Consider the following 25,002-nt stretch of genomic DNA (forward strand, 5'->3'; position numbering starts at 1 on the left):
CGTCCTACCGGTGGCCGCCGTGGAGGTCGCCGACCAGGCCGTCCAGGGTGCCGCGCAGGGCCCCGGAGTTGGCCTGGTCGAACCAGGTGGTGCGCACCCGCTCGTTGCTCCCGCCCGGGGTCTCGTGCTCGGCCGCGAGCCGCTCCAGCGACCGCGTCCCGTCGGCCAGGGAGCGGCCGACGTCCTGGTAGAGGCCGCGGACGAAGCGGTCGGCGTCCGCCGCGGGGATGCCCTGGTCGGTGGCCCAGGAGACGAGCGTGGCGAGGAACGCGTAGTGGGTGGTCTGGGTCGAGGTGACCGCGGACAGGACGTTGAGGGCCGCCTCGTCCGCGACCGGCAGCGCCCCGCCCAACAGCTCGAACAGGGCGTCCGCGTCCGGGTGGGAGGGCTGGACGACGGTGAGGCAGCGGCGCTCCCGGACGGTGGGCAGCGGGATCGCGTGGGTCAGCGCGGCGCCGGTGGCCAGCACCCGGCGCAGCTCCTCGGAGGCGACGCCCGGGATCACGTTGACCACGACCCGGTCGTCGGGGACGACCAGCCCGGCCAGGGCCGCCCGCCAGTCCTGGCGGCGCAGGGCGACGATCACCAGGTCGGAGCCGTCCACCACCTCCTGGTTGTCGGCGCACACCCGCACGCCCTCGTAGCGTTCGGCCAGCTCGGCGGCGGTGCGGGCGCCCCGCGGGGAGAGCAGGACCTCCGGCCCGGGCTCCTCCCCGTGGCGCAGGCCCATCACGATGGCCCGGCCGATCTCGCCCACTCCGATGATGCCGATGCGCTGCACGGTGACTGCCTCCGTCGTTGGTGATGGTCGGACGGAGCACCTTGTCATGCCCGTCGCGATCTTCTCCGCATCAGTCTGACCGCCGCGGCACCCGGTGGCCAGGGGCCCCGGTCAGCCGTGCGGGACGAGGGCGACCGGGCACCGGACGTGGTGGATCGCGGCGTGGGCGACCGGGCCGAGGTGGGCGCCGAGGAGGGTGCGGCGGACGCGGCGGCCGACGACGAGCAGCCGGGCCCCGGCCGCCGCGTCCACCAGGGCGACGGAGGCGCTTCCCTGGATCAGGTCGGCGGTCACCGACACCTCGGGGTGGCGCTCCCGCCAGGGGGTCACCTGCTCGGCGAACCGGGCCCGGTCGACGGAGGCGAGTTCGCCCAGCCCGCCGACGGCCTCGAGTGCCGTGTACTGGCTGGAGACCGGCGGCGACCAGACGTGCACCACCCGCAGCGGAGCCCGGCGCCGGGCGGCCGCGTCGAAGGCGAAGGCCAGCACGTCGTCCATCGGATGGGCGAGGTCCAGGCCCACCAGCACCGGGCCCTCCGACTCCTCCGCCTCGGCCCGGACCAGCACCACCGGGCAGCCCGCCCGGCGCAGCACCTCCTGGCTCACCGAGCCGACCAGGAAGCCGCGCACCGCGCCCAGCCCGCGCGAGCCCAGGACGAGCAGGGCGGCCGACTTGCCGACGGCCTCCAGCGCCTCGGCCGGGTCGGTCGGAACGATCGCCGAGGTGACCGGCCCGTCGCCGGCCAGCGGGCGCAGCTCCCGCGCCCGCAGCTCCAGCCGGTCCAGGGCGTCGCGGTACGTCTCCTCGCTGCCGACCACGTCCCGGTGCGGCCAGGGCCAGGCCTCCAGGAGGTCCAGCGGGCAGCCGCGGCGCCGCGCCTCCCGGGCGGCCCACTCGGTGGCGGCGAGGCTCTCGGGCGAGCCGTCGAATCCGGCGACGACGGGTGCGGTCATGGTCTGCTCCTCATCCGCGCAGCGTGTCCAGGGCGGCGTTCAGCCGCCGCGCCGCCTCGTCCGCGACCTCGCCCAGCCCGCCCCCGGACCCGGCCAGGGCGACCATCGTCTGCGGGTCGACGGCCTCCACCACCGTGGCGTCGCCGTCCGTCCGGACCACCACGTTGCAGGGCAGCAGCAGCCCGATCCGGCGGTCGGCCTGGAGCGCGCGGTGGGCGAGGGCGGGGTTGCAGGCGCCGAGGATCAGGTAGTCCTCGACCTCCGCGCCGATCTTCTCGCGCAGCGTCGCCCGGACATCGATGGTGGTCAGTACGCCGAAGCCCTGCTCCTTGAGCGCGGCGGTGACCGCCTCCACCGCCTGCGCGAACGGCCGGTCGAGCCGTACGCCGAGACCGTAGTCCATGGTTCCTCCGGGGGTGTCGGGTGGCCTGGGAGGTCGCGGCCCCAGTATCGGCGGACGCCGCGCCCGCCGCCTCCCGGGGCCGAGCCGCGGCGGTGCCGGTGGTGACGTACGGCGAGGACCGCCGGGCGGTGGCGGCGCGGGTCGGCAGGACCGCCGGGCCCGCGCACGGTCCGTCAGGCGGACGCCGCCGAGGCCCTCCGGCTGTCACGGGGGCCGGCGGGGGGCCGCTGCCTCATGCACCCGGGACAACGGGTGGAGCAGACTTCAGGGATATGCGGGAGCCCGACGACGAAGGGGCGGACTCATGGCTGCGGAGAGCGTGCGAAGAGCCTGGTGGCGGCCTCGGTCCGGTCCTGCGGAGCGACAACTGGCCGCGGCCGGGCTGTGCGCGCTCGTCTGCGTGGTGGCCGGCGGGCTGTGGGTCGGGTACGTGCTGAGCCACCTCGGCGCGCCCGGGGTCTCGGTGCCCACCCACGACCTGGCGGTGCTCGGGTACGGCCTCGCCGCCGTCGCCGGTGGAGTACTGCTGCACGCCCACCGGCCGGGGAACCAGCTCGGCTGGGTGCTGCTCGTGTACGGGGCGGCGACGATCCTCCCGGTCGCGGCCGAGGCCCCGATCTGGGTCGAGGGGGGCGACCCGCGCATGGTCGGGGCGGTGGTGGTGCTGTCGTCACTGTGCGACACCGTCAGCGGAGCCCTGTGGCACGCGCTGCCGCTGTGGCTGCCGTTCGGGACGCTGCCGAGCAGGCGGTGGTGGTTCGCGATCGGCGCCGTGGCGCTGTGGCGGCTGCCCCCGGCGAGCTACTACGTCTCCGAGCCGACCGTGTTCGGCCGGCCCAACCCGTTCGCGGGCAGCGGCCTCGCGCACCTGCTGCAGATCTTCAACGACCGGATGCTCGACACCCAGCTCGTCGTGTACGTCGCGCTGACCGTCCTGGTGGTGCTCGTCCCGCTCGCGCGGATCCGCGGGGCGTCCCGGCGGCGCCGGCAGAACGTCCTGATCGGCCTCGGGGTGTACCTGCTGTGGGGCGGGGCCGAACTCGGCTACTACTTCGACCAGGGCACGGCCGCGTACACCGCGTTCGCGGTCACCTCGGCGCTGTGGACGATCACCCTGGCCGCCGTGGTGGTCCGGGACGGGTCCTGGCGGCTCGACCGGGCCGCCCGGCGGGTGCTGACCGGCCTGCTGGTGGCCGCCGGGCTGGCCGTGGCCTTCGTGGTGGTGGCCTGCCTGCTCTCCACCATGCTGATGCCCGGGACCGGCCTCGGGGCGCTGGTGGTGGTCGCCGCGGTCTTCCTGCTCGCGACCGGCCTGCCCCGGGGCGTGCGCTGGGCCTCCGGCGTCGTCGACCGCTGGTACTACGGTTCGCGCGCCCAGCCGTACCAGGTGCTGCGCAGCCTCGCCGGGAGGGTCAGCCAGACCGTCGACCCGCAGGAGGTGCCGGCCGTGCTGTGCCGCACCGTCAGTGAGGAACTGCTGCTCCCCGGCGTGGAGTTGACCGTCTCCACGCGGAGCGGCGAACGGTCGCTGGCGGCCGTCGGGGAGCTCTCCGGCGGCGGCGAGGGCTTCCCGCTGGTGCACCGCGGGGAGCGGATCGGACGGCTCGCCGTCGCCCCGCGCCCGGGGCAGCGGGCGCTCGACGACAGCGACCGCGACATCCTGCGCTCGCTCGCCGACCAGGCCGCGCCCGCCGTCGCCTCGCTCCAGCTGATGGCGGACCTGCGGGCCAGCCGCGAGCGGATCGTCGCCGCCCGCGAGGAGGAGCGGCGCCAGCTGCGCCGGGACATCCACGACGGCCTCGGCCCGCTGCTGGCCGGGTTGCGGCTGCGCCTCCAGGCCGCCGCCGCGGTGGACGACCCGGCGCTCTTCTCCGGCGTGCTGGACCGGGTCGCGGACGACCTCGCCACGGCGGTCCGGGAGGTCCGGCGGATCACCGACCGGCTCGGGCCCACGGCGCTGGGCGACTACGGCCTGTCCACTGCGCTCGGCCGGCTCGCCGAGACCTTCAGCGGCCCGGACCTCGCCGTCGCCACCCGGCTGGAGCCCGACCCGCTGCCGGCGCTGCCCGCCGCCGTCGAGGTCGCGGTCTACCGGATCACCGCGGAGGCGCTCAACAACGTGGTGCGCCACGCCCGGGCGAGCAGCGCCACGGTGTCCGTGCGGGTGGACGCCGGGCACCTGGAACTCGAGGTCGAGGACGACGGGCGGGGCCCGGACCACGGGCTCGCGGTGCACCCGGGGGTGGGGCTGCAGTCGATGTCGGAGCGGGCCGCGGAGATCGGCGGCAGCTGCACCGTGGACGCCCTGCGGCGCGGCACCCGGGTGCACGCGGTGCTCCCGCGCAGGCCCGCGAGCGGCTGAGGGGCTGGTCCTTCCCGGCCCGGGGCCAACGAAGAGGCCCCCGGCGCGACGGGTGACGGCCGGGGGCGGAACTGGTGCTTCCGAGGATGGGGAGGACGAGGGGGTCAATGGCAGTTGGGGGGAGTGCAGCCGTGGGGGTGGCTGCCGGGGGATGAGCTGCTGCCGGGGCCGGGACGGTGGCTCCGTCCCGTCTCCGAGGCGCTCTCGCCGCCCCGGACCGGGCACTTGCACGCCCGGAGGGCGGCGGCGATGCTCACCGCGGCGAAGACCGCGGCGACGCCGGCGGCCATCAGCGCGGTGTTGGCCGTTCTGTCGGTCATGGGGTCCTCCACGGGGTTCCGCAGGCGGTCCGCTTCAACCCGCACCCCCATGCCACCGCCCGTCCCGCCCCAGCCGCATGAGGCCACGGTCCTGTCCCGGTCCCGACGTGCGGGAACTCCATCGGATCGAACGCATGATCGAAACTCTGTTATGCGGCGTCGGCGGGAACGGGTTCGTTCACTAACATCGACAGTGGCCCCCCGCGATGTCCGTGATATACGAAATGCTTCACCGTGCGCGCGGCCGACCAGGGATTTCCCGGAGGTCCGCGGGCGAATGCGGGGAGCGACGGGGATCGAGGAAAGGCGATTGAAGAAGGTGCGCAACCATGACCGCTGAGACGGATACCGGACACGGACCGGTGACGGGCGCCCCGCTGCGGCGGCGCGGCGAGGCGCTGGAGAGCGCCATCTACGAGGCGGTCCTCCAGCAGCTCACCACCGACGGCTACGCCCGGCTCACCATGGAGGGGGTGGCCGCCGCCGCCCAGACCGGCAAGGCCGCGCTCTACCGCCGCTGGTCCTCCAAGGAGGAGCTGGTCATGGACGCGCTGCGGGCCAGTCTGCCGCCCTCCGGTCCGGCCCCCGACACCGGCAGCCTGCGCGGGGACCTGCTGGAGGTGGTGACCCGGCTGCGGGCGGCGATGGTCAGCGAGCTGGGCGCCGCGGTGCGGGCCATCATGAGCGAACTCGACCACCAGCGGGCGCACGCCTTCGTGGAGATCGTGCTGGAGCGGGTGGTCGAGCCGACGACGGCGCTGCTCGCCGAGGTGCTGGACCGCGGCACCACGCGCGGCGAGGTCCGCCCCGGGGCGGTCACCCCGCTGGTCACCGACCTGGTGCCGGCGCTGATGCTGTACCGGATCAAGATGTGCGGCGGGGAGGCGACGCAGCTCGATCCGGCGGAGATCGTGGACGAGCTGCTGCTGCCGATCGTCCGCCCCTGACGGGGGCGCTCCCGGGTACGCCGGGAAATCTGCGGGCCGCCGCCGGAATCCCACGGGTGTGTTCCTGTGTTCCGGGGGGAATTCCCGTGCGATTCGGCGGTGGCGACGGCGGTGGCGGTCCGTGCCGGGCCCGGGCTCGGGCGCCCGGGCCCGCCGCGGCTCAGGCCCCGCTGTGGCGGAGCATGGACTCGCGCTCGACGACCTTGACCCGCTCGCGCTGCTCGGCCTCGCCGAGCGCGCGCTCGTGGGCGTCCAGCAGCTTCCAGCCGTCCCAGGTGGTGAAGCGGACGCCCTGCGCGCGCAGGTGCTCCTCGACGGCCGCCGGCTCCGGCTCGACGGCGCCGGGCAGGCGGTCGGCCGCGTGGTCGTCCAGCAGGCAGGCGACGGTCTCGTTGGCGTCGCCCTTGGTGTGGCCGATCAGGCCGACCGGGCCGCGCTTGATCCAGCCGGTGACGTACGTGGCGGTGCGGTGCGAGCCGTCGCCGTCCAGGACCCGTCCGGCCTGGTGCGGGACGGTGCCCGAGGCCGGGTCGAAGGGCAGCTTGGGCAGCTCGTCGGAGTAGTAGCCGACCGCGCGGTAGACCGACTGGACGTCCCAGTCGGTGAAGGCGCCGGTGCCGCGCACGTTGCCGGTGCCGTCCAGCTCGGTGCGCTCGGTGCGCAGGCCGACCACCTTGCCGTCCTTGCCGAGCACCTCGACCGGGGACTCGAAGAAGTGCAGGTACACCCGGTGCGGGCGGTCGCCGACGTCGCGGATCGCCCAGTTCTCCAGCGTCGAGGCGACCAGGTCGACGTGCTTGACCGCGCGGCGCTCGGCGATCGAGCCGTCGTCGTACTCGATGTCCTCGGGGGCGACGATCACCTCGATGGTGGGGGAGTGGTCCAGCTCACGCAGTTCCATCGGGCTGAACTTGGCCTGGGCGGGGCCGCGGCGGCCGAAGACGTGCACCTCGACGGCCCGGTTGCGCCGCAGGCCCTCGTAGACGTTCGGCGGGATCTCGGTGGGCAGCAGCTCGTCGGCGGTCTTGGCGAGGACCCGGGCGACGTCCAGGGCGACGTTGCCGACGCCGAGCACGGCGACCTTCTCGGCCTCCAGCGGCCAGGTCCGGGGCACGTCCGGGTGGCCGTCGTACCAGGAGACGAAGTCGGCCGCGCCGTAGGAGCCGTCGAGGTGGATGCCGGGTATGTCCAGGGCGCGGTCGGCCATCGCGCCGGTGGAGAAGACCACGGCGTCGTAGAAGCGGTGCAGGTCGTCCAGGGCGAGGTCGTTCGGGTAGTCGACGTTGCCGAACAGCCGGACCTGGGGCTTGTCGAGCACCTGGTGCAGGGCGGTGACGATGCCCTTGATGCGCGGGTGGTCGGGGGCGACCCCGTAGCGGATCAGACCGAACGGGGCGGGCATCCGCTCGAACAGGTCGATGGAGACACCGGGGTCCTGGGCGGCGTCGGACTTCAGCAGGGCATCCGCGGCGTAGATGCCGGCGGGGCCGGCTCCGACGATCGCGACTCGGATCGGGCGGGGCATGACGAGTGGTCCTCCGGTCGGGCGCGATGCAAACGTGGTCTGAACCTTTGTAGCAAACCCTACGGATGACCTGGGAAGTAGGTGGTGATGATCTATGAGGTCATAGGGCTGGCCTATGGCCTCGGCGCGGGTCCGACCGGGGCTCCGACGGCGTCCCGGAGGTGTCCCGGCGGCTTCGGCGGGGCCTACCGGCGGCCCGTGCGGGCCGGTAGCGTCGCCGGGTGACCACCACCACCGCCTCCGCGGCGGGCTCCGGCCGCGCCCGGCCGCCGCTGGTGACGTGGGCGCTGCTGGTGCGCCTCGTCTCCCTCTTCGGCTGCACCACCGGGTTCAACCTGCTGCTCTCCGCCGTCCCGCTGTACGCCCAGGAGTCCGGCGGCGGCGAGCACGCGGCGGGTCTGGCCACCGGCGCGCTGATGTTCGCCACCGTGGTCGGCGAGCTGGCCACCCCGTCGCTGACCGCCCGGTTCGGCCACCGCTGGGCGCTGGCGGCCGGGCTGGTGCTGCTGGGCGCGCCCACCCTGGCGCTCGCCTGGACCGGCGGCATGGCGGCCGTGGTCGCGGTCTGCCTGCTGCGCGGGCTCGGCTTCGCCGTCGCGCTGGTCGCGGGCGGGGCGCTGACCGCCGCGCTGATCCCGGCCGAACGGCGCGGCGAGGGGCTCGCCCTGGTCGGGCTGGTCTCCGGGCTGACCGCTCTGGCCGGTCAGCCGCTCGGTGTCTGGCTGGCCCAGCACGTCGGCTGGGGCTGGGTGTTCGCGATCGGCGCGGCGGCGCCGCTGGCCGCCGTCGTCTCCGTCCCGGCGCTGCCGGACCGCACCCGGGCGGACGGGCCGACGGTGGGCCTGCGGGAGGGGCTGCGCAGCGGCGCGCTGCTGCGCCCGGCCGTGGTGTTCGGCGCGACGGCGCTGGCGGCCGGGATCCTGGTCACCTTCCTGCCGCTGGCCGTGCCGTCCGCCGCCGCCGTCGCGGCGGCGCTGCTGGTCCAGCCCGCGGCCGCGACGGCGACCCGCTGGCTGGCCGGGCGGTACGGGGACCGCCGGGGCGCGTCCGGGCTGGTGCTGCCCGCCCTGCTGGTGTGCGCCGGCGGGGTGCTGCTGCTGGCCTCGACGGGCAGCCCGGTCGCCGTGGTGGCCGGGGCCACGGTGTTCGGCGCGGGCTTCGGCGTCGCGCAGAACGCGACACTGACGCTGATGTACGCCCGGGTGCCGCCCGCCGGGTACGGCACCGTGACGGCGCTGTGGAACGTCGCCTTCGACGGCGGCATGGGCGTCGGCGCCGTCGCCTTCGGCGCGGTCGCGGGCGCGACGGGCTACCCGTGGGCGTTCGTGCTCACCGCGGCGGTGATGCTCACCGCGCTCGCCCCGGCCTGGCGCGACCGGAGGGCCAAGGGGTAACCGGTCCCGGACCTCACTCCCGCGGTCCCGGACGGGCCGGTGCGCTCAGACCGCTTCCCAGGGGATCACGGCCCAGGCGGCGGCGAGGGCTTCGGCCAGGGCGCCCCCGTCGGCGGGGAAGGAGGTGCCGTCGATGGCGGCCAGCGGCTGGCAGGGGCAGATCGAGTTGGTCGCTGCGGCGGCGCCCAGGCCCGGCAGGTCGTCGACGGTCAGGGGTCGGACCTCCCAGGGCAGCCCGAGCCGGGTCAGGCCGCGCCGCAGCAGCTGCATCGTGATGCCGGGCAGTACGTCCGCCTCCGGCCAGACGACCTGCCGGCCGTCCCAGAAGGCGACGTTCCAGATCGATCCCTCGCTCAGGCGCCCGTCCCGCCCCACGAACAGGACGTCGTCGAAGCCCGCGGCCCGGGCCTGGAGGGGCTGGTAGCTCAGGCCCATCGTCGCGAGGTGCTTGACGTGCGGCAGTTCGCGTTCGTACGTCACCGTGCGGACGCGCGGCGCGGGTTGGGGCGCGTCGGGGACGGGGTCGGAGACGGCCACCATGACGTCGGGCGACTGCGGGTCGTCGAGCCGCGCGGCGACGGTGACCCGGACCGACGCATCACGGTCCGCGCCGAGCGCCCGTCCGATCAGCCCCTGGACCGTTCCGCCGTCGCACGCGATCCCCTCGCCGAACAGCGCGCGCGACGCCGTCTCCAGCCGCTCCAGGTGCAGGTCCAGGCCGCGGGCCGCCCCGTCGCGCACCTGCATCGAGGTGAAGTGCCCGAAGTTCCGCGTCGCCACCCGGTACACGCTCTCCGCGTCCGCCCGGCGGCCGTTGATCTCTATGGTCAGCACCCGCGCCATGCTTCCACAGCGGGGCCCGTCCGGCCCCGGGTTTCCGCTCCGGGGGCACCGGCGGCCCGGGGGCGCGGACCGACACGCACGGGGCCGGGCCGTTGCTCGACTTGCCGGGGGCCGGGCGCTTGGATGGATCCGCCCTGGTCAACGCCCGGACGCGGCCAGACGGCCCCCGGCCAGCCGAGGAGGCACCACCGTGAACGACACCCCCGACCCCGCCGCCGTCGCCCGTCGGATCGCCGAACGGCGCGAGCAGCTGGGCCTCAGCGAGGAGGCCCTGGCCAACCGGGCCGCGATGGCCCCCCGCTACCTGCGGTGCCTGCTGGAGGCCGGGCCCGGCTTCGACCCGGCGGGCTTCGTCCGGATCGCCGCCGCCCTCGACACCACCCCGGGCGAGCTGCGGTCCGGCCGTGCCGACGCCGCGCCCGGCCAGGGCGGCCCCGGCCCGCGCCCCCGGCTGCTCGACCTCACCGAGCCGGAGTGCTGGCAGCTGGTCGGCGGCCACGGCATCGGCCGGATCGCCCTGCCGGTCGAGCCGGGGCCGGTGGTGCTGCCGGTCAACTACGTGGTGGACCAGGGCTCCTTCGCCTACCGCACCGGCGAGCACGACGCCGCCGCCCCGGTGGAGGGGGCCGCGGTCTCCTTCCAGGTCGACCACATCGACGAGTACCTCGGGCGCGGCTGGAGCGTGCTCGCCCTCGGCCCGGCGCACTACGTGGACGACCCTGCCGAGCTCGACCGGCTGGCCGGGCTGCCCGGCGCGGCCCCCTGGGCGGGCGGGGTGCGGCCGCGCTGGGTGCGGATCCGCCCGGAGGAGGTCAGCGGCCGGCGGCTGGTCACGGGGTGAGGCGGGCCGAGGACGCGGGTGCCGCGACGGGCCGTGGACGGGCGTCGGCAAGGGGCGGGAACGAGTGCCGGCAAGGGGCGGGAACAAGCGTCGGTACGGCCCGTGGACGGGCGGCCCCGATGACTGGTAAGCAGACCGGAGACGGCCGGTCCGTCCGGGCCGCCGTCCGGGACGTACCACCAGGAGAGCAGGGGCGATGCGCAGAGTTCTGATCGTCGGCGCAGGGCAGGCCGGACTCCAACTGGCCCTGGGGCTACAGGCGCACGGCTACGACGTGACCGTGCTGACCGACCGCGGCCCGGAGGAGGTGCGCGGCGGCCGGGTGATGTCCAGTCAGTGCATGTTCGACTCCGCGCTGCGCACCGAGCGGGCCCTCGGCCTGGACCTGTGGGCCGACCGGGCGCCCCGGATCGAGGGCCTCGGGGTGTCGGTCGCCGGGCCGGAGGCGGAGCGGGCGGTGGACTGGGTCGGGCGGCTGGACGCCTACGCGCAGTCCGTCGACCAGCGGCTGAAGATGTCCACCTGGCTGGAGCTGTTCGCGGAGCGCGGCGGCCGGGTGGAGCTGCGCCAGGTGACCGCGGCAGACCTGCAGAACCTGGTCGGCTCGTACGACCTGGTGCTGGTCGCCTCCGGAAAGGGCGCGCTGGCCTCGCTGTTCGAGCGCGACCACGAGCGCTCCCCGTACGAGCGGCCGCAGCGCGCGCTGGCGGCCAGCTATGTGCACGGGCTCGGTCCGCGCCCCGAGCACGACTACCCGGCGGTGCGCTGCAACCTGGTGCCGGGTGTCGGCGAGCTCTTCCTGGTGCCGGCGCTGACCGAGGCCGGTCCGTGCGACGCCATGGTCTGGGAGGCGATTCCCGGCGGCCCGGCGGACGCCTTCGACGGGATCCGCGATCCCGCCGAACACCTGCGGGTGACACTGGAGTTGATGAAGGCCTTCACGCCTTGGGAGTACGACCGCACCCGCGCCGGCGTCGAACTCACCGACGCCGGTGCGACGCTGGCCGGGCGCTTCGCCCCGGGGGTGCGCCGTCCGATCGGCGAACTGCCCGGCGGTGGCACGGTGCTGGGCGTCGCGGACGTGGTCGTCCTCAACGACCCGATCGCGGGCCAGGGCTCCAACAACGCCGCCAAGTGCGCCGCCGGCTACCTGGAGGCGATCCTCGCCCACGGCGACAGGCCCTTCGACCGGGCCTTCCAGCAGGCGGCCTTCGACGGGTTCTGGCGAACCGCCGCCCCCTCCACCACCTGGAGCAACGAGCTGCTCGCCCCGCCGCCCCCGCACGTCCTCCGGATCCTCGGGGCGGGGGGTTCGCTGCCCGCCGTGGCCCACCGGTTCGCCAATGCCTTCAATGACCCGGCGGACCTGGAGGAGTGGTACTTCGACCCGGCCAGGGCGGAGGCCTACCTGGCCTCGGTCGCGGCGGAGGACTGAAAGGTCAAGTTCTTCCCAAGTTCCGTACAAGCAAACGCCCTTCGTGGTGGGTTCTTCTCGCCCCCACCCGAGGGGCGCCTCCGGCCCGGTACCACGGGCCGGGCGGGCGAAGCGGACACCAGGAGGAGAGCCAGTGGCGGTCGACGGGGGCAACATGGCCCAGACAGTGATCGATACGGCGTACAACGAGCGCAAACGGCTGCACACCGGGCGCAGCCGGACCGTCGCCGTGGTCCTGTTCGGCCTGCTGATCGCACTCGGCTTCTTCCTGGCCCTGGTGGTCGGCAAGGCGGACCCGAACACCCCGCCGACCTGCGACGGCAAGACCATGACCCGGCACAGCGAGTGCCGGATATGGTCCAGCCGCGGCGGCGGGGGCACCTACTCGTACGACGAGATGATCGACCGTCGGGAGTCCGGGAACGGCGTGTGGCGGGTGGTCGGCTTCGGCGGCGCGGGCGTGGCCGCCGTGCTGATGGTCGTCTCGATCGCCAAGCTCAACCCGAACCGCCCGTGGGGCCAGCCGGTCGGCGCCGCCTGCCCGCGCTGCCGGGAGCTCAACCTGCGCGAGAAGCACACCGTGCACAGCGTCACCCGGGGCCGTACCACCCACCGCTACAGCGGCATCGTCACCCTCTGCACCCCGGCCTGCGGGTTCTCCGCGATCCGCCAGCGCTGACCGGCGCTGCGGGGCCCTGCGGTCCGGCGCCGCGGGGGCCGCGGTCCGGGACCGCACGGTCCCGGGAGCCCGAATAGGTCCTCCCGCTCCCACCGGCTACGCTCGACCCCCGTCGAACAAACGATGGGGTGGACCGAGTGGGCAGGTGGGAGCGGGCGCTGGACGCGGCCGGGGTACGGGAGGCCGGGCTGCGGGCCGACTACGGCCGGCAGCGGGAGCAGGTCGCCCGGTACAAGCGGGAGGTCGCGCTCGCCGCCGACCTGCTGCTGCCCGCCCGGACGGTCCCGCACGTGATCGCCGCCGCCGCCTTCATGCACCGCACCGACACCCTGCTCGACAGCGGCCCGCTCGCCGAACGCCGGGCGGCCTCCGCCCGCTGGCAGCGGCTGGTCACCGACAGCCTCGCCGCGGGCCGCACCGACGACCCCGAGCTGCGCCCGCTGCTGAACAGCGTCGCCGCCCACCCCGTGCTGCGGGACCGGGTGCTGGACTTCCTCGCCGCGACCGGGGCCGACCTGGACTTCACCGGGTTCGCCACCGAGGAGGACCACCAGGCCTACATCGACGGGTACTCGCTGCCCGGCTTCATGGTGGTCGCCGCGCTGCTCGGCCCCGACGGGGACCAGGGCGACTACCGCGCCGCCTGCCGCACCTTCATCGACGGCAGCCAGCGGCTCGACTTCGTCAACGACCTCGCCGAGGATCTCGCCGAGGGCCGGCTGACCATCCCCGAGCAGACCCTCCGGGAGCACGGCGTCACCCGCGCCGACCTGGAACAGGCCCGCGACCTGCCCGCCGTACGGGCCCTGCTCGCCGCCCTGCTCGACCGGGCCGACCGCAGCCTCGCCGAGGGCCGGGCCGTGATCGACCGGGTGCCGCCCGCCCACCGCCCGATGGTCCGCTGCATCGTCGGCGTGGAGGAGCTCACCAGCGCCGCCGCCCGCGCCGACCTCGGCGCCCTGCTGCGCCGTTCGGCGGGCCCGGCGAAGCCCGCCGCGCTGCGCCTGCTGGCCCGCGAGTACCTCCGGGCCCGGCGCCTGCGCGGCTGACCGGCTCGTGTCGTCCCGGTGGGCGCGCTCGGGAGCCGGCGTCCACAAACGGAACCTCCCTTTGTCGTAGTCGATCCGGCGGGTCCGTCAGCTCCCTGTCCCGGGTCGGGTGGCCTGGCTAGCATGAGCGCGCTCAGCACGCAGGACCCAACCACCTGAATCATTGGGAGGACCCCCATGAGTGCCCTGCTGACCGACATCCGCGACGCCGGCCCGCTGGAGATCGACGAGGACGCCATCGTCTTCGAGGACGAGTTCGACGCCGACCTCGCGCCCGCCGCCTGCCTGGGCGAGCCGTGGGTGACCTACGTCCCGACCCGCTTCCCCTGTGAGTTCAACGCCTGATCCACCCGGATCCGAACGAACGGCGGACCACGGCGGACCGGGGGAGGACGGAACCATGAGCGCACCGCCCGACCCCGGCTCCGCCGAGGCCGCGCACGAGGACGTACTGCGGGCACAACTGGGCGGCAGGGCCGAGCAGTTGGCCGCCAGCGCGGCCGGCCCGCACCGCCCGCTGCGCACCGACGGCCAGTGGTGGTACCTCCGGGACCCGCGCATGCCGGAGCTCGCCCACGGCTGGAAGCTGCACCTCTCCGCCCGCCCGGACGGTTTCGAAGCGCTGCTGGACACGGCGCTCCCGATCCTGCTCGGCCGGGTCTGCGACGTGAAGTTCGCGGTGAGCACGGCCGCGCTGTGGGAGCTCAACAGCGGCCGGCACGGCGCCGCCGCCGTGGGCAAGGCCGTCACGGTCTACCCCTGGCCCGAGGAAGTCCGCGCCCTGGGGCTGGAGTTGGCGCAGGCGCTGGCCGGCCGGGAAGGCCCCGCCGTGGTCAGCGACCGCCGGGTCCGGCCGGACGCCCCGGTGCACTACCGCTACGGCCCGTTCCGGGTCACCGACGACGAGGCCCAGGCCGGCATGGCCGGCCCGGACGGCGCGCTGTTCCCCGGCCTCGCCGAGGCCCGCTACCGCCGACCGCCCTGGGCGAGCGACCCGTTCGAGGCGCCCGGCGCCCCCGCCCGCCCGGCGACCACCCGGGTCGGCGACGGCCGCTACCGGATCACCGCCGGCATCACCCGCGCGCCGAGCGGCCACGTCTACCGCGCGGTCCACCTAGCCACCGGGCGCGAGGTGGTGGTCAAGCAGGCCCGGGCCTTCGTCGCCGAGGACGGCGCGGGTGTCGACGCGCGCGGCCGGCTGCGGCACGAGCGCCGGGTGCTCGACGCGCTGGCCGGGGTCCCCGGAGTGCCCGCGCTGGTCGACTACTTCCGGCACGGCACCGACGAGTACCTGGTCAGCACCGCCTGCGGGCGGACCGACCTGCGCCGCGAGGTGCTCACCCGCGGCCCGTACGACGCCGAGGCGGGAGACGCGGGCGGCGCGGGTTCCGCTGGCGGCCCGGGCGGGCGGGACTGGTGGACGCTGGCGCGCGCGTTGCTGCGGGTGCTGGACGCGGTGCACGCGCGCGGCGTGGTGGTCTGCGACCTCAAGCCCGCGAATGTCGTGCTCGACCGGGACGGCCGGCCCGCGCTGGTCGACTTCGGTGTGAGCGCCCTGGACGGCGACCGCCCGCCGGGCGCCACCGCCGGATACGGCCTGCCCGGCGCCACCGGGGAGGACCCCACCGAGGACCACTACGCCCTGGGCGCCACCCTGCACCACGCCCTCACCGGCCTCGACCCGGTGGTGATCGACCCCGACCCGGCGACCAACCGCGACCGCACCCTGGCCTGCCTGCGCGCCGCCCTCCCGGAGCCCGGACACCCGGCCGCGGAACTCGTCGAGGGCCTGCTGAGCCTCGACCCGGCGAGGCGTGCGGCCACGGCGGCCCGGCTGCGCGAGGGGACGGTGCCGACCCGGCGGGCCCGCCGTGCCCGGTGGAACGCGGAGACCCGGCGGAGCGTCCTGGACGGCGCGCTCGACCACACCGTCACCACCTGCGTCCGGATGGCCCGCGAGCTGCTCGCCGCCGACCCGGGCGTCGAGCGGCCCCGGACCCTGCTCTCGCTGTACGACGGCGCCGCCGGCCTCGGCCTCGAACTCCTCCAGCACCCGGACCGCCCGGACGCCCGCTCCGCCGCCGCCGACCTGGCCGCCTGGACGGCCGCCCACCCGGCCCTCGACCACCTGGACGGCTCGCTCCACCAGGGCCGTACGGGCGTCGACCTGTTCCTCGCCGAGGCGGCCGCCGCGCTGGGCACCCAGCCCCCGGCGCCCCGCCGGTACGAGGGCACGGGCGTCGACCAGATCGCGGGGACGGCCGGGATCGGCACCGGGCACCTGCTGCTCGCCGGGCTCGACTCAGAGACGGGAGCGCACCGGGCGGCGGCGGCCGACTGCGCCGCCGAACTGGTCGGCCGTCCGCTGGACGACCTCGGGGAGGAGCCCAACCCCGGCACCGCCGCCCTCGCGGAGGGCTTCGCGCACGGCCGCGCGGGCGTCGCCCACTTCCTGCTCGCGATGCCCGACGAGGCGTCCCGGCGCACCGCCCGGGAGATCGTGGACGGCCTCGCGGCCGACCTCCCCGGCATCATCGCCGCCGCCCGCGCACCCGGGGCGACCCGCCGCTACCTCTCCTGGTGCCGGGGGCTGGCCGGGCTCGGCACCCTGCTGGTGCAGGCCGGCCGGCAGTACGGCGACGACGCGCTGACGGCGCTGGCCGCCGACGCCGCCGACACCTGCCGGACGCTCGCCCCGAGGACCGCGCAGGTCTTCCGCTGCTGCGGCCTCGCGGGCGTCGGGGACCTCTGCGTCGACCTCGCGGTGGCCACCGGCGAGGCCCGGCACTGGGCCGCCGCCCAGGAGGTGGCGGAGCTGGTCCTCACGCGGGCGGGCGGCGCGCCGAACCGGCCGCTGCTGCCAGGCCGTCGGCCGGACACGGAGGCCCGGGCCTGGGCGGTCGGCACCCCCGGCGTCACCACCTTCCTGCGCCGCCTGGCCCGGCGGGGCGGCCCGGTCCCGGGGCTGCTGCCGCTGCACTGAGCGGCCCCGGGGGCGCGAGTCCGAAGGCAGGCCCACGTCCCGTCCCCGGCCGGGCTTCCGCATGCCGTTGAACGGGTGCCGCTCGACGTGGGATCCAGGACCGGTCGAGAAGCCCCGCAGGACGTCCTGGGCCGGGTTGCGTACGAGCACGCCCCGACCACGGGTGTCGATCGTGCCGAGGGCCGTTGATCCCACCCGTGCCGTCGCACGGCCGGTCCTCCCCGGCGAGCCCCGCCGACGCGTTCGCGGACCGGCAACAGGACGGGCGGGCGGCGCGCGGATCCGGCGCCGGTCGCGCCCGGGCCGGGCCGTGGTCGGGGGCCCGTGGGGGGCCGCTGGAGTGCCGCTTGAGCCGGACCGGTCTTGAGCCGACGGGGTACGGGCTCCCGGCCAAGGTGCCGGTCGGCCGTACCGCCGGGCGCCGCCGGGTGCCTAGATTCGTTCTCGGGCGGCGCGAAGCCCGGGTCCGAGCGGCCCGAGTGCGGCGCACCCACGGGGGACCCGGCACATTCCGCAGCACCCGCTCGCAGGCACACCTTCCGGTCCGACCGGCCCGCCTGCCCATCCGAGGGAGTTCGCCATGTCCGACACCACCACGTCCCGTACCGCTGCCACCGAGGGCCTCGACCTTCAGGACCTCGACCTCAGCGAGCTGACCGTCACCTCGCTGCGCGACACCGTCGCGCTGCCGGAGAACGGCGCGTCCTGGGGCTCCTGCTCCTGCCAGGGCTCGTCCTCCTGCGCGCAGCCGCAGCTGCCGGACGTGCCGACCGCCTGACGTCCTAGGGTCCGGCCGCACGCCGGGACTGCCGGCCAGGCCTTCCGGGGCCGGTGCCAGCGCATCAGGACGGAACCCGGCGCGTCCACCCGGACGCGTCGGGTTCGTCCCGCGTACCCAGGGCGTGCCGTGCGGATCCCGGCCGGGCCCGCGACGTCGACGCCGCGGCCCGTCCGACCAGTCCCACGAGACGCGCCGCCAGGCCCCGTCGGAGGGAACCGCCATGCCCAACCGAACCGCCCCGCCCCGGGACGCCCGCGTGCCCTCGCCCTCGCCCGCGCCCTCGCCCGTGAACGCACCCGCACCGGCCGCGTACACCGCGCGCCACGCCCTGGTGCGCTCCACCGTCCTCGCCCGGCCCGCCCAGTCCGCCGACTCGGCGGGCGCCCGGGCGCTGCTGGGCGGCCTCACCGCCGCCGAGGCCGCGGCCGAAGCCCTGCGGCCGGCCCTCTGCGACGACCTGTACGCCAGCCGGGCCGGGCACGACGAGGAGTTCCACCGCCGCGTCGTGCTGCCGCTCCGCCGCGACCTGCACAACGGGCGCCCGCCGCGGGCGGCGCTGCTCGACCGGCTCGGCGACTTGCCGCGCCGCGTCCCCCGACTCGCCGAGTGGCTGGAGCTGCGACGGCTGCGGGCCCGGCTGCTGGCGGCGCTCGCCGATGCCGTCCCGCCCGCCCTGGCCGCCGAACGGGCCTCCCTCGCGGGCATCTGCCGGGAGCCGGCCTTCACCCGGGCCGTCGCCCTCACCAGCGCCGACCTGCTGCGCGCGGTGGCCCACACGGCGGGCGCGACCGGGGAGCCGCGCGGACGGGCCCGGAAGGAAGAGGCGGCCGTCCTGCGGCACGCCCTGCGGGCCACCGCCAAGACCAGCCCGCTGTCCTGGTTCACCGCCGTCGGCTGGACCTCCGACGTGACAGCGGAGGACGCGGAGGCGGAGGAGGCGGCGGACGGCCCGCGCGCGGTCGTCCGGGAGAACCGGGCGCTGGTCGCCGCGCTCGTCCAGGCCCTGCTCGACGACCCCCGCCGCAGCCGTACGCTGCCGCACCGGATGACCAGCGCCGCCCGGGTCGCCGACGGCCGCGCCCGCTACGCCCGCGCCGAGACGCTGTTCGCGGGCGGGCGCTACCTCGTCACCCGGGAGGAGGAGGTCGAGCTCGCGGCCCGGCCCGAACTGGCCCTGCTCGCCTCGCTCGCGGCCACCCCGGACCGGCCGGACCGGCTCGCCGCCCGGCTCGCCGAGGCCCTCGGCCGCCCCGGTGACGACCCGGCCGCGCACCGCTTCGTGGGCCGGCTCCTGACGGCCCGACTGCTGGTGCCCGCCGAGCCGGTCGACCCGCAGGACCGGCGGCCGCTCCGCAGCCTGGCCGACTGGCTGCGGCAGTGGCCGGAGGACGCCGCACTGGCTGAACGGCTCGACCGACTCGACCTGGCAACAGGCTCGTTGGTGGCGACCCCGGGCGAGCACCGCCCCGCCCTGCTGGCCTCCCTCGCCGACCACTGGCGGCGACTGCTGGCCGACGCCGGACGGCCGGTGCCGGACGAGGCCGCGCCGCTCAGCGTCCTCAGCGAGGACGTCCACACGCCGGCCGCGCCGCACCCCCGACTGGGCGCGGCCGACCGTACGGTGCTCGCCGAACTCACCGCGCTCGCCGAGCTGTTCGACCACGGCCACCTGATGCGCCGGGCCGCCCGGGACCGCTTCGTCGCCCGCTACGGCGTCGGCGGGGTGTGCGACGCGCCCTGGGACTTCGGCGCCGACGCGGCGGACGCCTGGGCGGATACCGGTCTTCCGGACGAACTGGCCCTGCTGCGGCAGGAGTTCGCCCACCTCCCGGAGCTGGACGGCGAACTCGTGCTCCCCGCCGAGCGGGTCCGCGCCCTGGCCGCCCGGCTGCCCCACTGGACCGCGGCCCGGCCGCTCAGCTACTCCTGGTTCCTCCAACGCGACCCCGTGGACGGCCTGGTGTGCGTCAACCACGTCTATGGCGGCTGGGGGCGCTTCACCAGCCGGTTCCTCGACGGCCTGCCCCCGCGGGCCGCCGCCGAGGTCGCCCGGCAGCTCCGCTCCGGGCTCGGGGCCGGTGCCCGCGCCGCCCAGGTCCGGCCGGTCGGCGGCTTCAACGCCAACCTCCACCCCCGGCTGCTCGCCGACGAGATCGGCCCCGACCGGCGGTGGACCAGCCTCGCCGAGGCCGACCTCGACCTCGTCCACGACCCGGCCGACGACCAGCTCCGGCTGCGGCTGCGCGGCACCGGCGAACTGCTCGACGTCCTCTACCTGGGCTTCCTCGCGCCGGTCATGCTGCCCCGGCGGCTCGGCCCACTGCTCGCCGACCACCCCAACGGGGTCGTCGACTTCCGCCCGCTGCTGCCGCGCACCACCCTGGCCGCGCCCGGCGGCAGCGTGCTGCGCACCCCGCGGCTGCGCCACCGGCACGTCGTCCTCGCCCGCCGCCGCTGGCAGCTACCGGCCGGGGTGCTCGACGCCCTGCGGGCCGAACTCGCCGCCGACCCGGGCCCCGACGGGGTCCCGGCCGCGACCGTCGCCCGCTGGCGGGCCCGGCTCGGCCTGCCCGAACAGCTCTTCCTCCACCCCGCACCGGCCACCGCCGACGGCACGGGCACACCCGCCGACGCCTTCGTCGCCCACCTGCGCGCCCCCAAGCCGCAGCCCGTCGACCTCGGCAACCCGCTGCACCTGCGCCACCTCGCCAAGTGGCTCACCCGGCACCCGCGCGGCGCGGTGCTGGAGGAGGCCCTGCCGGGCATCGCGGGGCAGCGGGAGCCGACCCGGGCCGTGGAACTCGTGGTGGAGACCTACCGGCCCGGCCGGGACAGTGCGGCGGGGGCCGCTGCCCGCGACTCCGTCCGGACCGCCCGTACCGCCGTCGCCGAGGAGGCGCCCGATGAGTGACCCGGCCGACGGCCAGGGGGCCGTGACCGCCTGGGACGTGGTCCTGTACCACTACCGGCCCGACAAGGCCCGCGCGCTGCGCGAAGCCGTCCTGCCGCTGGCCCGGCGGGCGGCGGCCGAGGGGCTGGCCGCCCACGTCGAGCGGCACTGGCGGTTCGGTCCGCACCTGCGGCTGCGGCTGCGCGGCCCCGAGGCGCGGGTGTCCGGGGCGGCGCGGCGGTCCGCCGAGGCGCTGCGGGCGTGGGCGGCCGCCCACCCCTCCGTCGCCGACCGCTCGGACGAGCAGTTGCTCGCCGAGGCCGCCGCCGCCGGACGGGCCGAGCTGGTCGCGCCGCCGTACGGGCCGCTGGTGCCGGACAACACCGTCGTCGCGGCGCCCGTCGACCGGTCCGCCGAACACGCCCTGCGGTCCCTGATCGGCGCCGAATCCGCCGATCTGCGCGAGGAGTTGCTACGGACCGGCCTGCCCGCCCTGGACTCGGCCTGCCACTTCCTCGGCGCGCACGGCGACACGCCGCAGGCGCGGGTGCAGCTGGTGGTGACGGCGCTCGCCGCGCACGCCACCGCGCACCCGGACGGGCTGGTCGGCGCGCACTACTCGGTGCTCTCGCACCTGGAGGACTTCCTGGTCCACGAGGACCCGGACGGCAGCCTGCGGGCCGGCTTCGAGCGCCGCTGGGAGCGCACCGGCCGGGCGGTCACGGCGCTGGTGGGCCGGATCACCGAAGGCGGGGCGCGCGACTGGGAGCGGGACTGGGCGCACTGGTCGGCGAACGCCTGGAGCCTCGCCGAGCGGCGGCTGGCGGCCGGAGCCGACCTCGGCGGCCGCCACGCCGCGTACCGGGAGCGCGCCGAGGCCCTCGGCGACCGGGCCACCGCCGAACGCTGGAACGCCGAACTGCGCACCCGCTACAGCGAGTTCCACCGGCTGCTGCACCGCAGCGACCCCGACGGCGCGATGTGGCGCCGACCGGACTACCTGATCAACCGGACCGGCACCAACGGCCTGTACCGGCTGCTCGCGATCTGCGACGTCCGCCCGCTGGAGCGTTACCTCGCCGCCCACCTGCTGGTGCGCAGCGTGCCCGAGCTGACCGGGCACCGCTGGCAGGCGCTCCTCGGTGCCCCGGCGGCGGCCGGGGCCGGCCAGGCGGGCACGGACGGGACGCGCGCGGACGGGACTCGCACCGATGGGACGTACATGGACCGGATGTATACGGAGGGGGCGGCATGACGGCCGAACCGGAGACCCACCGGCCCCGGCTGCGCCCCGGGGTGGCGGTGACCCCGCTGCGCGAGGGGCTGCACCTGCGCGGCCGCGACACCAGCCTCACCCTGGAGGGCAGCCGGGCGCTCCCGGCGCTGTGGCAGGTGCTCGCCGCCCGGCTCGGGCCGGATGCGGAGGCCGCCGGCGCGGCAGCCGACGCCGCCGTCGAGCCGAAGGTGGCGGCCGCGCTGGCCACCGTCACCGCCCGGCTGCGCGAGCACGGCCTGCTCGTGGACCACCCGGACGGGGAGCGCCTGCCGCCCTGGCCCGGCTCGGTGGCGGACGATCCCGGCGGCGCGGCGGCGGCCCTGGCGGCCGCCCGTCCGGTGGTGGCGGCCGCCGACCCGGACGGCCCGTCGGCCCGCGCGGTGGCGCGCGCCCTCGCCCGGGGCGGGACGGCGGCCCCGGCGGTGGTTGCCGAGCCCGGCCTGCCGCCCGGCCGGGTGGTGGCCGTGGCGGACGGTCCGGCGGGCCGTGCGGTGGCGGTCGCGGTGCAGTGCGGCGCGGACGGCGGCTTCGTCACCGAGCCCGCCGACCCGGCCCGGGTCCGGGTGGACGCCACGGCGCTCGCCGCCCGGCTGGGCCCCGGCACCGCCCCCGCTCCCGGCGCCGAGCCCCCGCCGGTGCTCCTCGCGCTGCTCGCCGCCGCCGGTGCCCAGCGGCTGCTCTGCGCTGTCGCCGGCCTGCCGGACCCGGGCGAGCCGTCCGAAGACCCCCGGCTGCTCGCCGGGCGCCCCGCCGTCCTGATCGCCGAGGCCCGCCCGCCGCGCGCCGACTACCACCCGTGGGCGGCGGGCCCCGGGGCCGTCGCCGCGCCGCCCGGGGACCTCGCCGAGGCGCTGCGCCGGGTGGACGCCCTCGGGGACGCCCGGCTGGGCGTGCTGGACGCGCCGTCCCCGGGCGAGCTCCCGCAGCTGCCCGTGGCCCTGGTCTCCTGCGGCACCCCGTCCGGCCCGCTGGCGGCCGGTGCGGTGCGGACGGACCTCGCCCGGCTGGCCGCCGCCTGCCGGTCCGTCGAACTGCACCTGGCGGCGGTGGGCGGGGGAGTCGTACCGGTGGTCGGCGTCGACCCGTCCCACGCGCTCGGCCGGGCCCTGCGCTGGGCCGTCCTCGGGCGGCCGCTCCGGGGCGACCGCCCGGTGCCGGAGTCCGCCTGGCGGGAGCACCCGCAGGCCGGGCACTGGTACGGAGCCCTGGCCCGCCGGCTCGGTCGCGCACCGGATCTGACGGTGCGTCAACTGGCCTCTGAGCAGGCGTACCTGGCGCAGGCAGAGGGGGCCAGGGCGGTCGAGGCGACCCCCGCCGACGCGGTCGCCCATGCCGCCCTGGCCGCCCTCACCCGCCTGCTGGCCCGGGACGGCGGCCTCGCCGCCGCCCACCACGCCGCCCTCTCCGGCGCCGCCGCCCCGCTCGCCGCCGCCGGGCGCACCCCGGCCGCCTGGGCGGACCCCGGCTGGGCCGACCACTGGCTCGCCGACGTCGCCGACCGGGAACCGGACCTGCACGCCGCCCTGGTCCGGCTCACCGGCCTGCGGACGACCCGCTGGCAGCCCGCCACCCCCGGGGCCCGCCCGATCGCCGCCGCCCTGGACGGCTGCGGGTTCACCGCCCTCGTCACCGGGGAGGGCCGCCCATGAACGGGCTGCCGGTGCTCACCCCGGCCGAGGCCCTGGCCGCCACCGGCGGCACCGCCGTCGTCCACCTCGCCGAGTGGACCCTCGGTCTGGCCAAGCAGCTCAGCCGCCACGCCCTGGCACACCCCGTACGCCTGGTGCCGGTGCGCGAGGACGGCGCGCTGACGGTGGTCGGGCCGGTCCTCCACCCCGGGGCGCCCGCCTGCCTGAGCTGCACCGAGGTCCAGCGGCTCGCCACCGCCGGCGGCCGGGTGCCCTGGCAGAGCCCGGCCCTGGCGCTCGGCGGCACCGGCACCCCGGCCTTCGGCGAGGCGGTGACCGCCCTCGCCGCCGACCTGGCCGCCGAGAGTGCCGATTCCGTCGCCACCGTCCACGTGGTGCACGGCGGCCGGGCCTCCTGGTCCACCCACCGGGTCCGCCCGGTCGGCGGCTGCGAGGTCTGCCACCCGCTGCCCGCCGACACCCCCGAGGCCGCCCGGCTGCCCGCCACCCCCCGCCCCCTGCCCGACCCGGCCGTCCTGCGCGGCCCCAACGACCGTACGGGCACAGGACAGTTGAGGGCCGAACTGTACGACGAGCGGTTCGGCCCGGTCCGCCGGCTGTTCCGCACCGAGGACTCGGCCTTCGCCCTCACCACCGCCTGGGTGACGGACGGCCGGGCGCTGGACGACGGCGGCTACGGGCGGGCGGCGGACTTCCGCGCCAGCGAACGCGTCGCGCTGTTCGAGGCGGTGGAGCGGTACGCGGGCATGCGGCCGCTCGGGCGCCGCACCGCCCTGCGGGCCTCGTACGCCGACCTGGTCGCCGAGCGCGGGCCCGGGGCCGTCCTCGACCCGGCCCGGCTCGGCCTGCCCGACGACGCCCCGCCGGGGCACCCCGCCGTGGCCACCGTCCCGTACACCCCCGAGCTGGTACTCGACTGGGTGCATGGCTGGTCGCTCACCCACCGCCGCCCGGTCGCCGTCCCGGAGCACGTCGCCTACTGGGACGTGCCCGGGCGCGACCGCCCCCGGGTGGTCTACGAGTCCTCGAACGGCTGCGGACTCGGCAACAGCCCCCAGGAGGCCGCGCTCTACGGCCTGTTCGAGGTCGCCGAGCGCGACGCCTTCCTGATGGCCTGGTACGCCCGCACCCCGCTGCCCGGCGTCGCCGTCCCCACCGAGGACCCGAGGATCGCCGAACTCGCCGACCGCGCCCGGCTGTTCGGCTACCGGCTCACCCTGCTCGACGCCACCAACGACCTCGGCATCCCCGCCGTGCTCGCCCTCTGCCGCCACCGCGGCGACCACCCCGACGCCCCGCGCACCTTCCTGGCCGCCGGAGCCCACCACGACCCCCTGGCGGCGATCCGCTCCGCCGTCGCCGAGGTGGTCACCAACGTCCAGGAGGCGCCGCACCGCGCCACCGCCCCGGGCAGGCCGCGCGACCCGCGGCGGCTGCGGCCGATGCTGGACCGCCCCGACCTGGTCGTCACCCTGGACGACCACGTCGGCCTCAACGCCCTGCCCGAGGCGCAGCCCCGCCTCGACTTCCTCTTCGCCGGCCCGCCCCCGGTGCCCTGGACCGAACGGTGGCCCGGCGCCCCCGCACCGGTCGGCGACCTCACCGCGCTGCTGGAGCGGACCGTCGCCCGGCTGGCGGGGGAGGGCCTGGAGGTCCTGGCGGTCACCCAGGACGAACCCGGCGTCCGCGACCGGCTGGGCCTGCACTGCGCCAAGGTCGTCGTCCCCGGCACCCTGCCGATGACCTTCGGCCACGCCAACCGCCGCACCCGCGGCCTGCCCCGCCTCCTGGACGTCCCGTACCGCCTCGGCCGCACCCCGGCGCCCCTGCGGCACGACGAACTCCCGCTCCACCCGCACCCGTTCCCGTAGCCGCCCGTTCCCGTAGCCG

At 76.8% G+C, this 25,002-nt stretch carries 20 protein-coding genes; 14 read left to right on the forward strand and 6 right to left on the reverse strand.

The features are described from left to right. Window positions 1-4 precede the first annotated feature (4 nt). The 3 genes from ACFVXH_RS30380 to ACFVXH_RS30390 all read right to left on the reverse strand — a co-directional run bounded on the left by ACFVXH_RS30380 (window position 5) and on the right by ACFVXH_RS30390 (window position 2,138). Window positions 5-781, reverse strand: coding sequence for an NAD(P)-binding domain-containing protein (locus ACFVXH_RS30380; RefSeq protein WP_380664104.1), 777 nt, complete (start codon window positions 779-781; stop codon window positions 5-7). A gap of 111 nt (window positions 782-892) precedes the next feature. Continuing rightward, the gene (locus ACFVXH_RS30385; RefSeq protein WP_074003118.1) at window positions 893-1,735 is read right to left on the reverse strand and encodes a universal stress protein; all 843 of its coding nucleotides are present in this window, start codon (window positions 1,733-1,735) and stop codon (window positions 893-895) included. A 10-nt stretch (window positions 1,736-1,745) separates the two neighbouring features. Continuing rightward, entirely contained in the window at window positions 1,746-2,138 is a 393-nt protein-coding gene (locus ACFVXH_RS30390) for a DUF302 domain-containing protein (protein WP_049657537.1), read from the reverse strand. Window positions 2,139-2,442: 304 nt separating this feature from the next. On the opposite strand from ACFVXH_RS30390, the gene ACFVXH_RS30395 reads away from it, so the two are divergent. Continuing rightward, a complete protein-coding gene (locus ACFVXH_RS30395; protein WP_387828968.1) occupies window positions 2,443-4,500 on the forward strand; it encodes an ATP-binding protein in 2,058 nt (685 codons plus the stop codon). A 104-nt stretch (window positions 4,501-4,604) separates the two neighbouring features. Here ACFVXH_RS30395 and ACFVXH_RS30400 read toward each other — a convergent pair whose 3' ends face one another. Then, a complete protein-coding gene (locus ACFVXH_RS30400; protein WP_049657541.1) occupies window positions 4,605-4,820 on the reverse strand; it encodes a hypothetical protein in 216 nt (71 codons plus the stop codon). 329 nt (window positions 4,821-5,149) lie between these two features. Here ACFVXH_RS30400 and ACFVXH_RS30405 point away from each other — a divergent pair, with 329 nt between their 5' ends. Beyond that, window positions 5,150-5,767, forward strand: coding sequence for a TetR-like C-terminal domain-containing protein (locus ACFVXH_RS30405; RefSeq protein WP_049657543.1), 618 nt, complete (start codon window positions 5,150-5,152; stop codon window positions 5,765-5,767). A gap of 160 nt (window positions 5,768-5,927) precedes the next feature. On the opposite strand, the gene ACFVXH_RS30410 is transcribed toward ACFVXH_RS30405, so the two are convergent. Next, window positions 5,928-7,292 carry an FAD-dependent oxidoreductase gene (locus tag ACFVXH_RS30410; RefSeq protein ID WP_387828971.1) on the reverse strand — a complete coding sequence of 455 codons (1,365 nt, stop codon included), beginning with the start codon at window positions 7,290-7,292 and terminating at the stop codon, window positions 5,928-5,930. 221 nt (window positions 7,293-7,513) lie between these two features. On the opposite strand from ACFVXH_RS30410, the gene ACFVXH_RS30415 reads away from it, so the two are divergent. Continuing rightward, window positions 7,514-8,686 carry an MFS transporter gene (locus ACFVXH_RS30415; RefSeq protein WP_387828973.1) on the forward strand — a complete coding sequence of 391 codons (1,173 nt, stop codon included), beginning with the start codon at window positions 7,514-7,516 and terminating at the stop codon, window positions 8,684-8,686. Window positions 8,687-8,731: 45 nt separating this feature from the next. Here the strand turns inward: ACFVXH_RS30415 and ACFVXH_RS30420 are convergent, their stop codons facing one another. Beyond that, a complete protein-coding gene (locus ACFVXH_RS30420) occupies window positions 8,732-9,520 on the reverse strand; it encodes an aminotransferase class IV (RefSeq protein WP_387828975.1) in 789 nt (262 codons plus the stop codon). Between the two features lie 199 nt (window positions 9,521-9,719). Between ACFVXH_RS30420 and ACFVXH_RS30425 the strand changes: the two genes are divergently transcribed. The 11 genes from ACFVXH_RS30425 (at window position 9,720) to ACFVXH_RS30475 (ending at window position 24,983) form a co-directional block, all read left to right on the forward strand. Continuing rightward, window positions 9,720-10,370 (forward strand): pyridoxamine 5'-phosphate oxidase family protein, encoded by a 651-nt coding sequence (locus tag ACFVXH_RS30425; RefSeq protein WP_074003112.1) that lies wholly within the window; start codon window positions 9,720-9,722, stop codon window positions 10,368-10,370. A gap of 196 nt (window positions 10,371-10,566) precedes the next feature. Then, the gene (locus ACFVXH_RS30430; protein WP_387828978.1) at window positions 10,567-11,805 is read left to right on the forward strand and encodes a styrene monooxygenase/indole monooxygenase family protein; all 1,239 of its coding nucleotides are present in this window, start codon (window positions 10,567-10,569) and stop codon (window positions 11,803-11,805) included. A gap of 154 nt (window positions 11,806-11,959) precedes the next feature. Next, window positions 11,960-12,484, forward strand: a complete 525-nt coding sequence (locus ACFVXH_RS30435; protein WP_143204564.1) for a hypothetical protein — start codon at window positions 11,960-11,962, stop codon at window positions 12,482-12,484. Window positions 12,485-12,621: 137 nt separating this feature from the next. Then, on the forward strand, window positions 12,622-13,533 hold the full coding sequence (locus ACFVXH_RS30440; protein ID WP_074003110.1) for a squalene/phytoene synthase family protein: 912 nt from the start codon (window positions 12,622-12,624) through the stop codon (window positions 13,531-13,533). A 177-nt stretch (window positions 13,534-13,710) separates the two neighbouring features. Next, window positions 13,711-13,878, forward strand: a complete 168-nt coding sequence (locus tag ACFVXH_RS30445) for an SflA family class IV lanthipeptide (protein ID WP_198959379.1) — start codon at window positions 13,711-13,713, stop codon at window positions 13,876-13,878. Between the two features lie 55 nt (window positions 13,879-13,933). Next, a complete protein-coding gene (lanL, locus tag ACFVXH_RS30450) occupies window positions 13,934-16,516 on the forward strand; it encodes a class IV lanthionine synthetase LanL (RefSeq protein ID WP_387828981.1) in 2,583 nt (860 codons plus the stop codon). A gap of 580 nt (window positions 16,517-17,096) precedes the next feature. Then, window positions 17,097-17,294 (forward strand): thiazolylpeptide-type bacteriocin, encoded by a 198-nt coding sequence (locus ACFVXH_RS30455; protein WP_049656540.1) that lies wholly within the window; start codon window positions 17,097-17,099, stop codon window positions 17,292-17,294. Between the two features lie 223 nt (window positions 17,295-17,517). Beyond that, window positions 17,518-20,208, forward strand: coding sequence for a lantibiotic dehydratase (locus ACFVXH_RS30460; RefSeq protein ID WP_387828983.1), 2,691 nt, complete (start codon window positions 17,518-17,520; stop codon window positions 20,206-20,208). Next, the gene (locus ACFVXH_RS30465) at window positions 20,201-21,442 is read left to right on the forward strand and encodes a hypothetical protein (protein ID WP_387828985.1); all 1,242 of its coding nucleotides are present in this window, start codon (window positions 20,201-20,203) and stop codon (window positions 21,440-21,442) included. The genes ACFVXH_RS30460 and ACFVXH_RS30465 overlap by 8 nt, the downstream gene beginning before the upstream one ends. After that, window positions 21,439-23,112, forward strand: coding sequence for a hypothetical protein (locus tag ACFVXH_RS30470; RefSeq protein ID WP_387828987.1), 1,674 nt, complete (start codon window positions 21,439-21,441; stop codon window positions 23,110-23,112). Before ACFVXH_RS30465 ends, ACFVXH_RS30470 begins: the two co-directional genes overlap by 4 nt. Next, window positions 23,109-24,983 carry a TOMM precursor leader peptide-binding protein gene (locus ACFVXH_RS30475; RefSeq protein WP_387828989.1) on the forward strand — a complete coding sequence of 625 codons (1,875 nt, stop codon included), beginning with the start codon at window positions 23,109-23,111 and terminating at the stop codon, window positions 24,981-24,983. Before ACFVXH_RS30470 ends, ACFVXH_RS30475 begins: the two co-directional genes overlap by 4 nt. Window positions 24,984-25,002 lie beyond the last annotated feature (19 nt).

The sequence above is a fragment of the Kitasatospora sp. NPDC058184 genome, assembly GCF_042883725.1.
In the GTDB taxonomy this organism is placed as follows: domain Bacteria; phylum Actinomycetota; class Actinomycetes; order Streptomycetales; family Streptomycetaceae; genus Kitasatospora.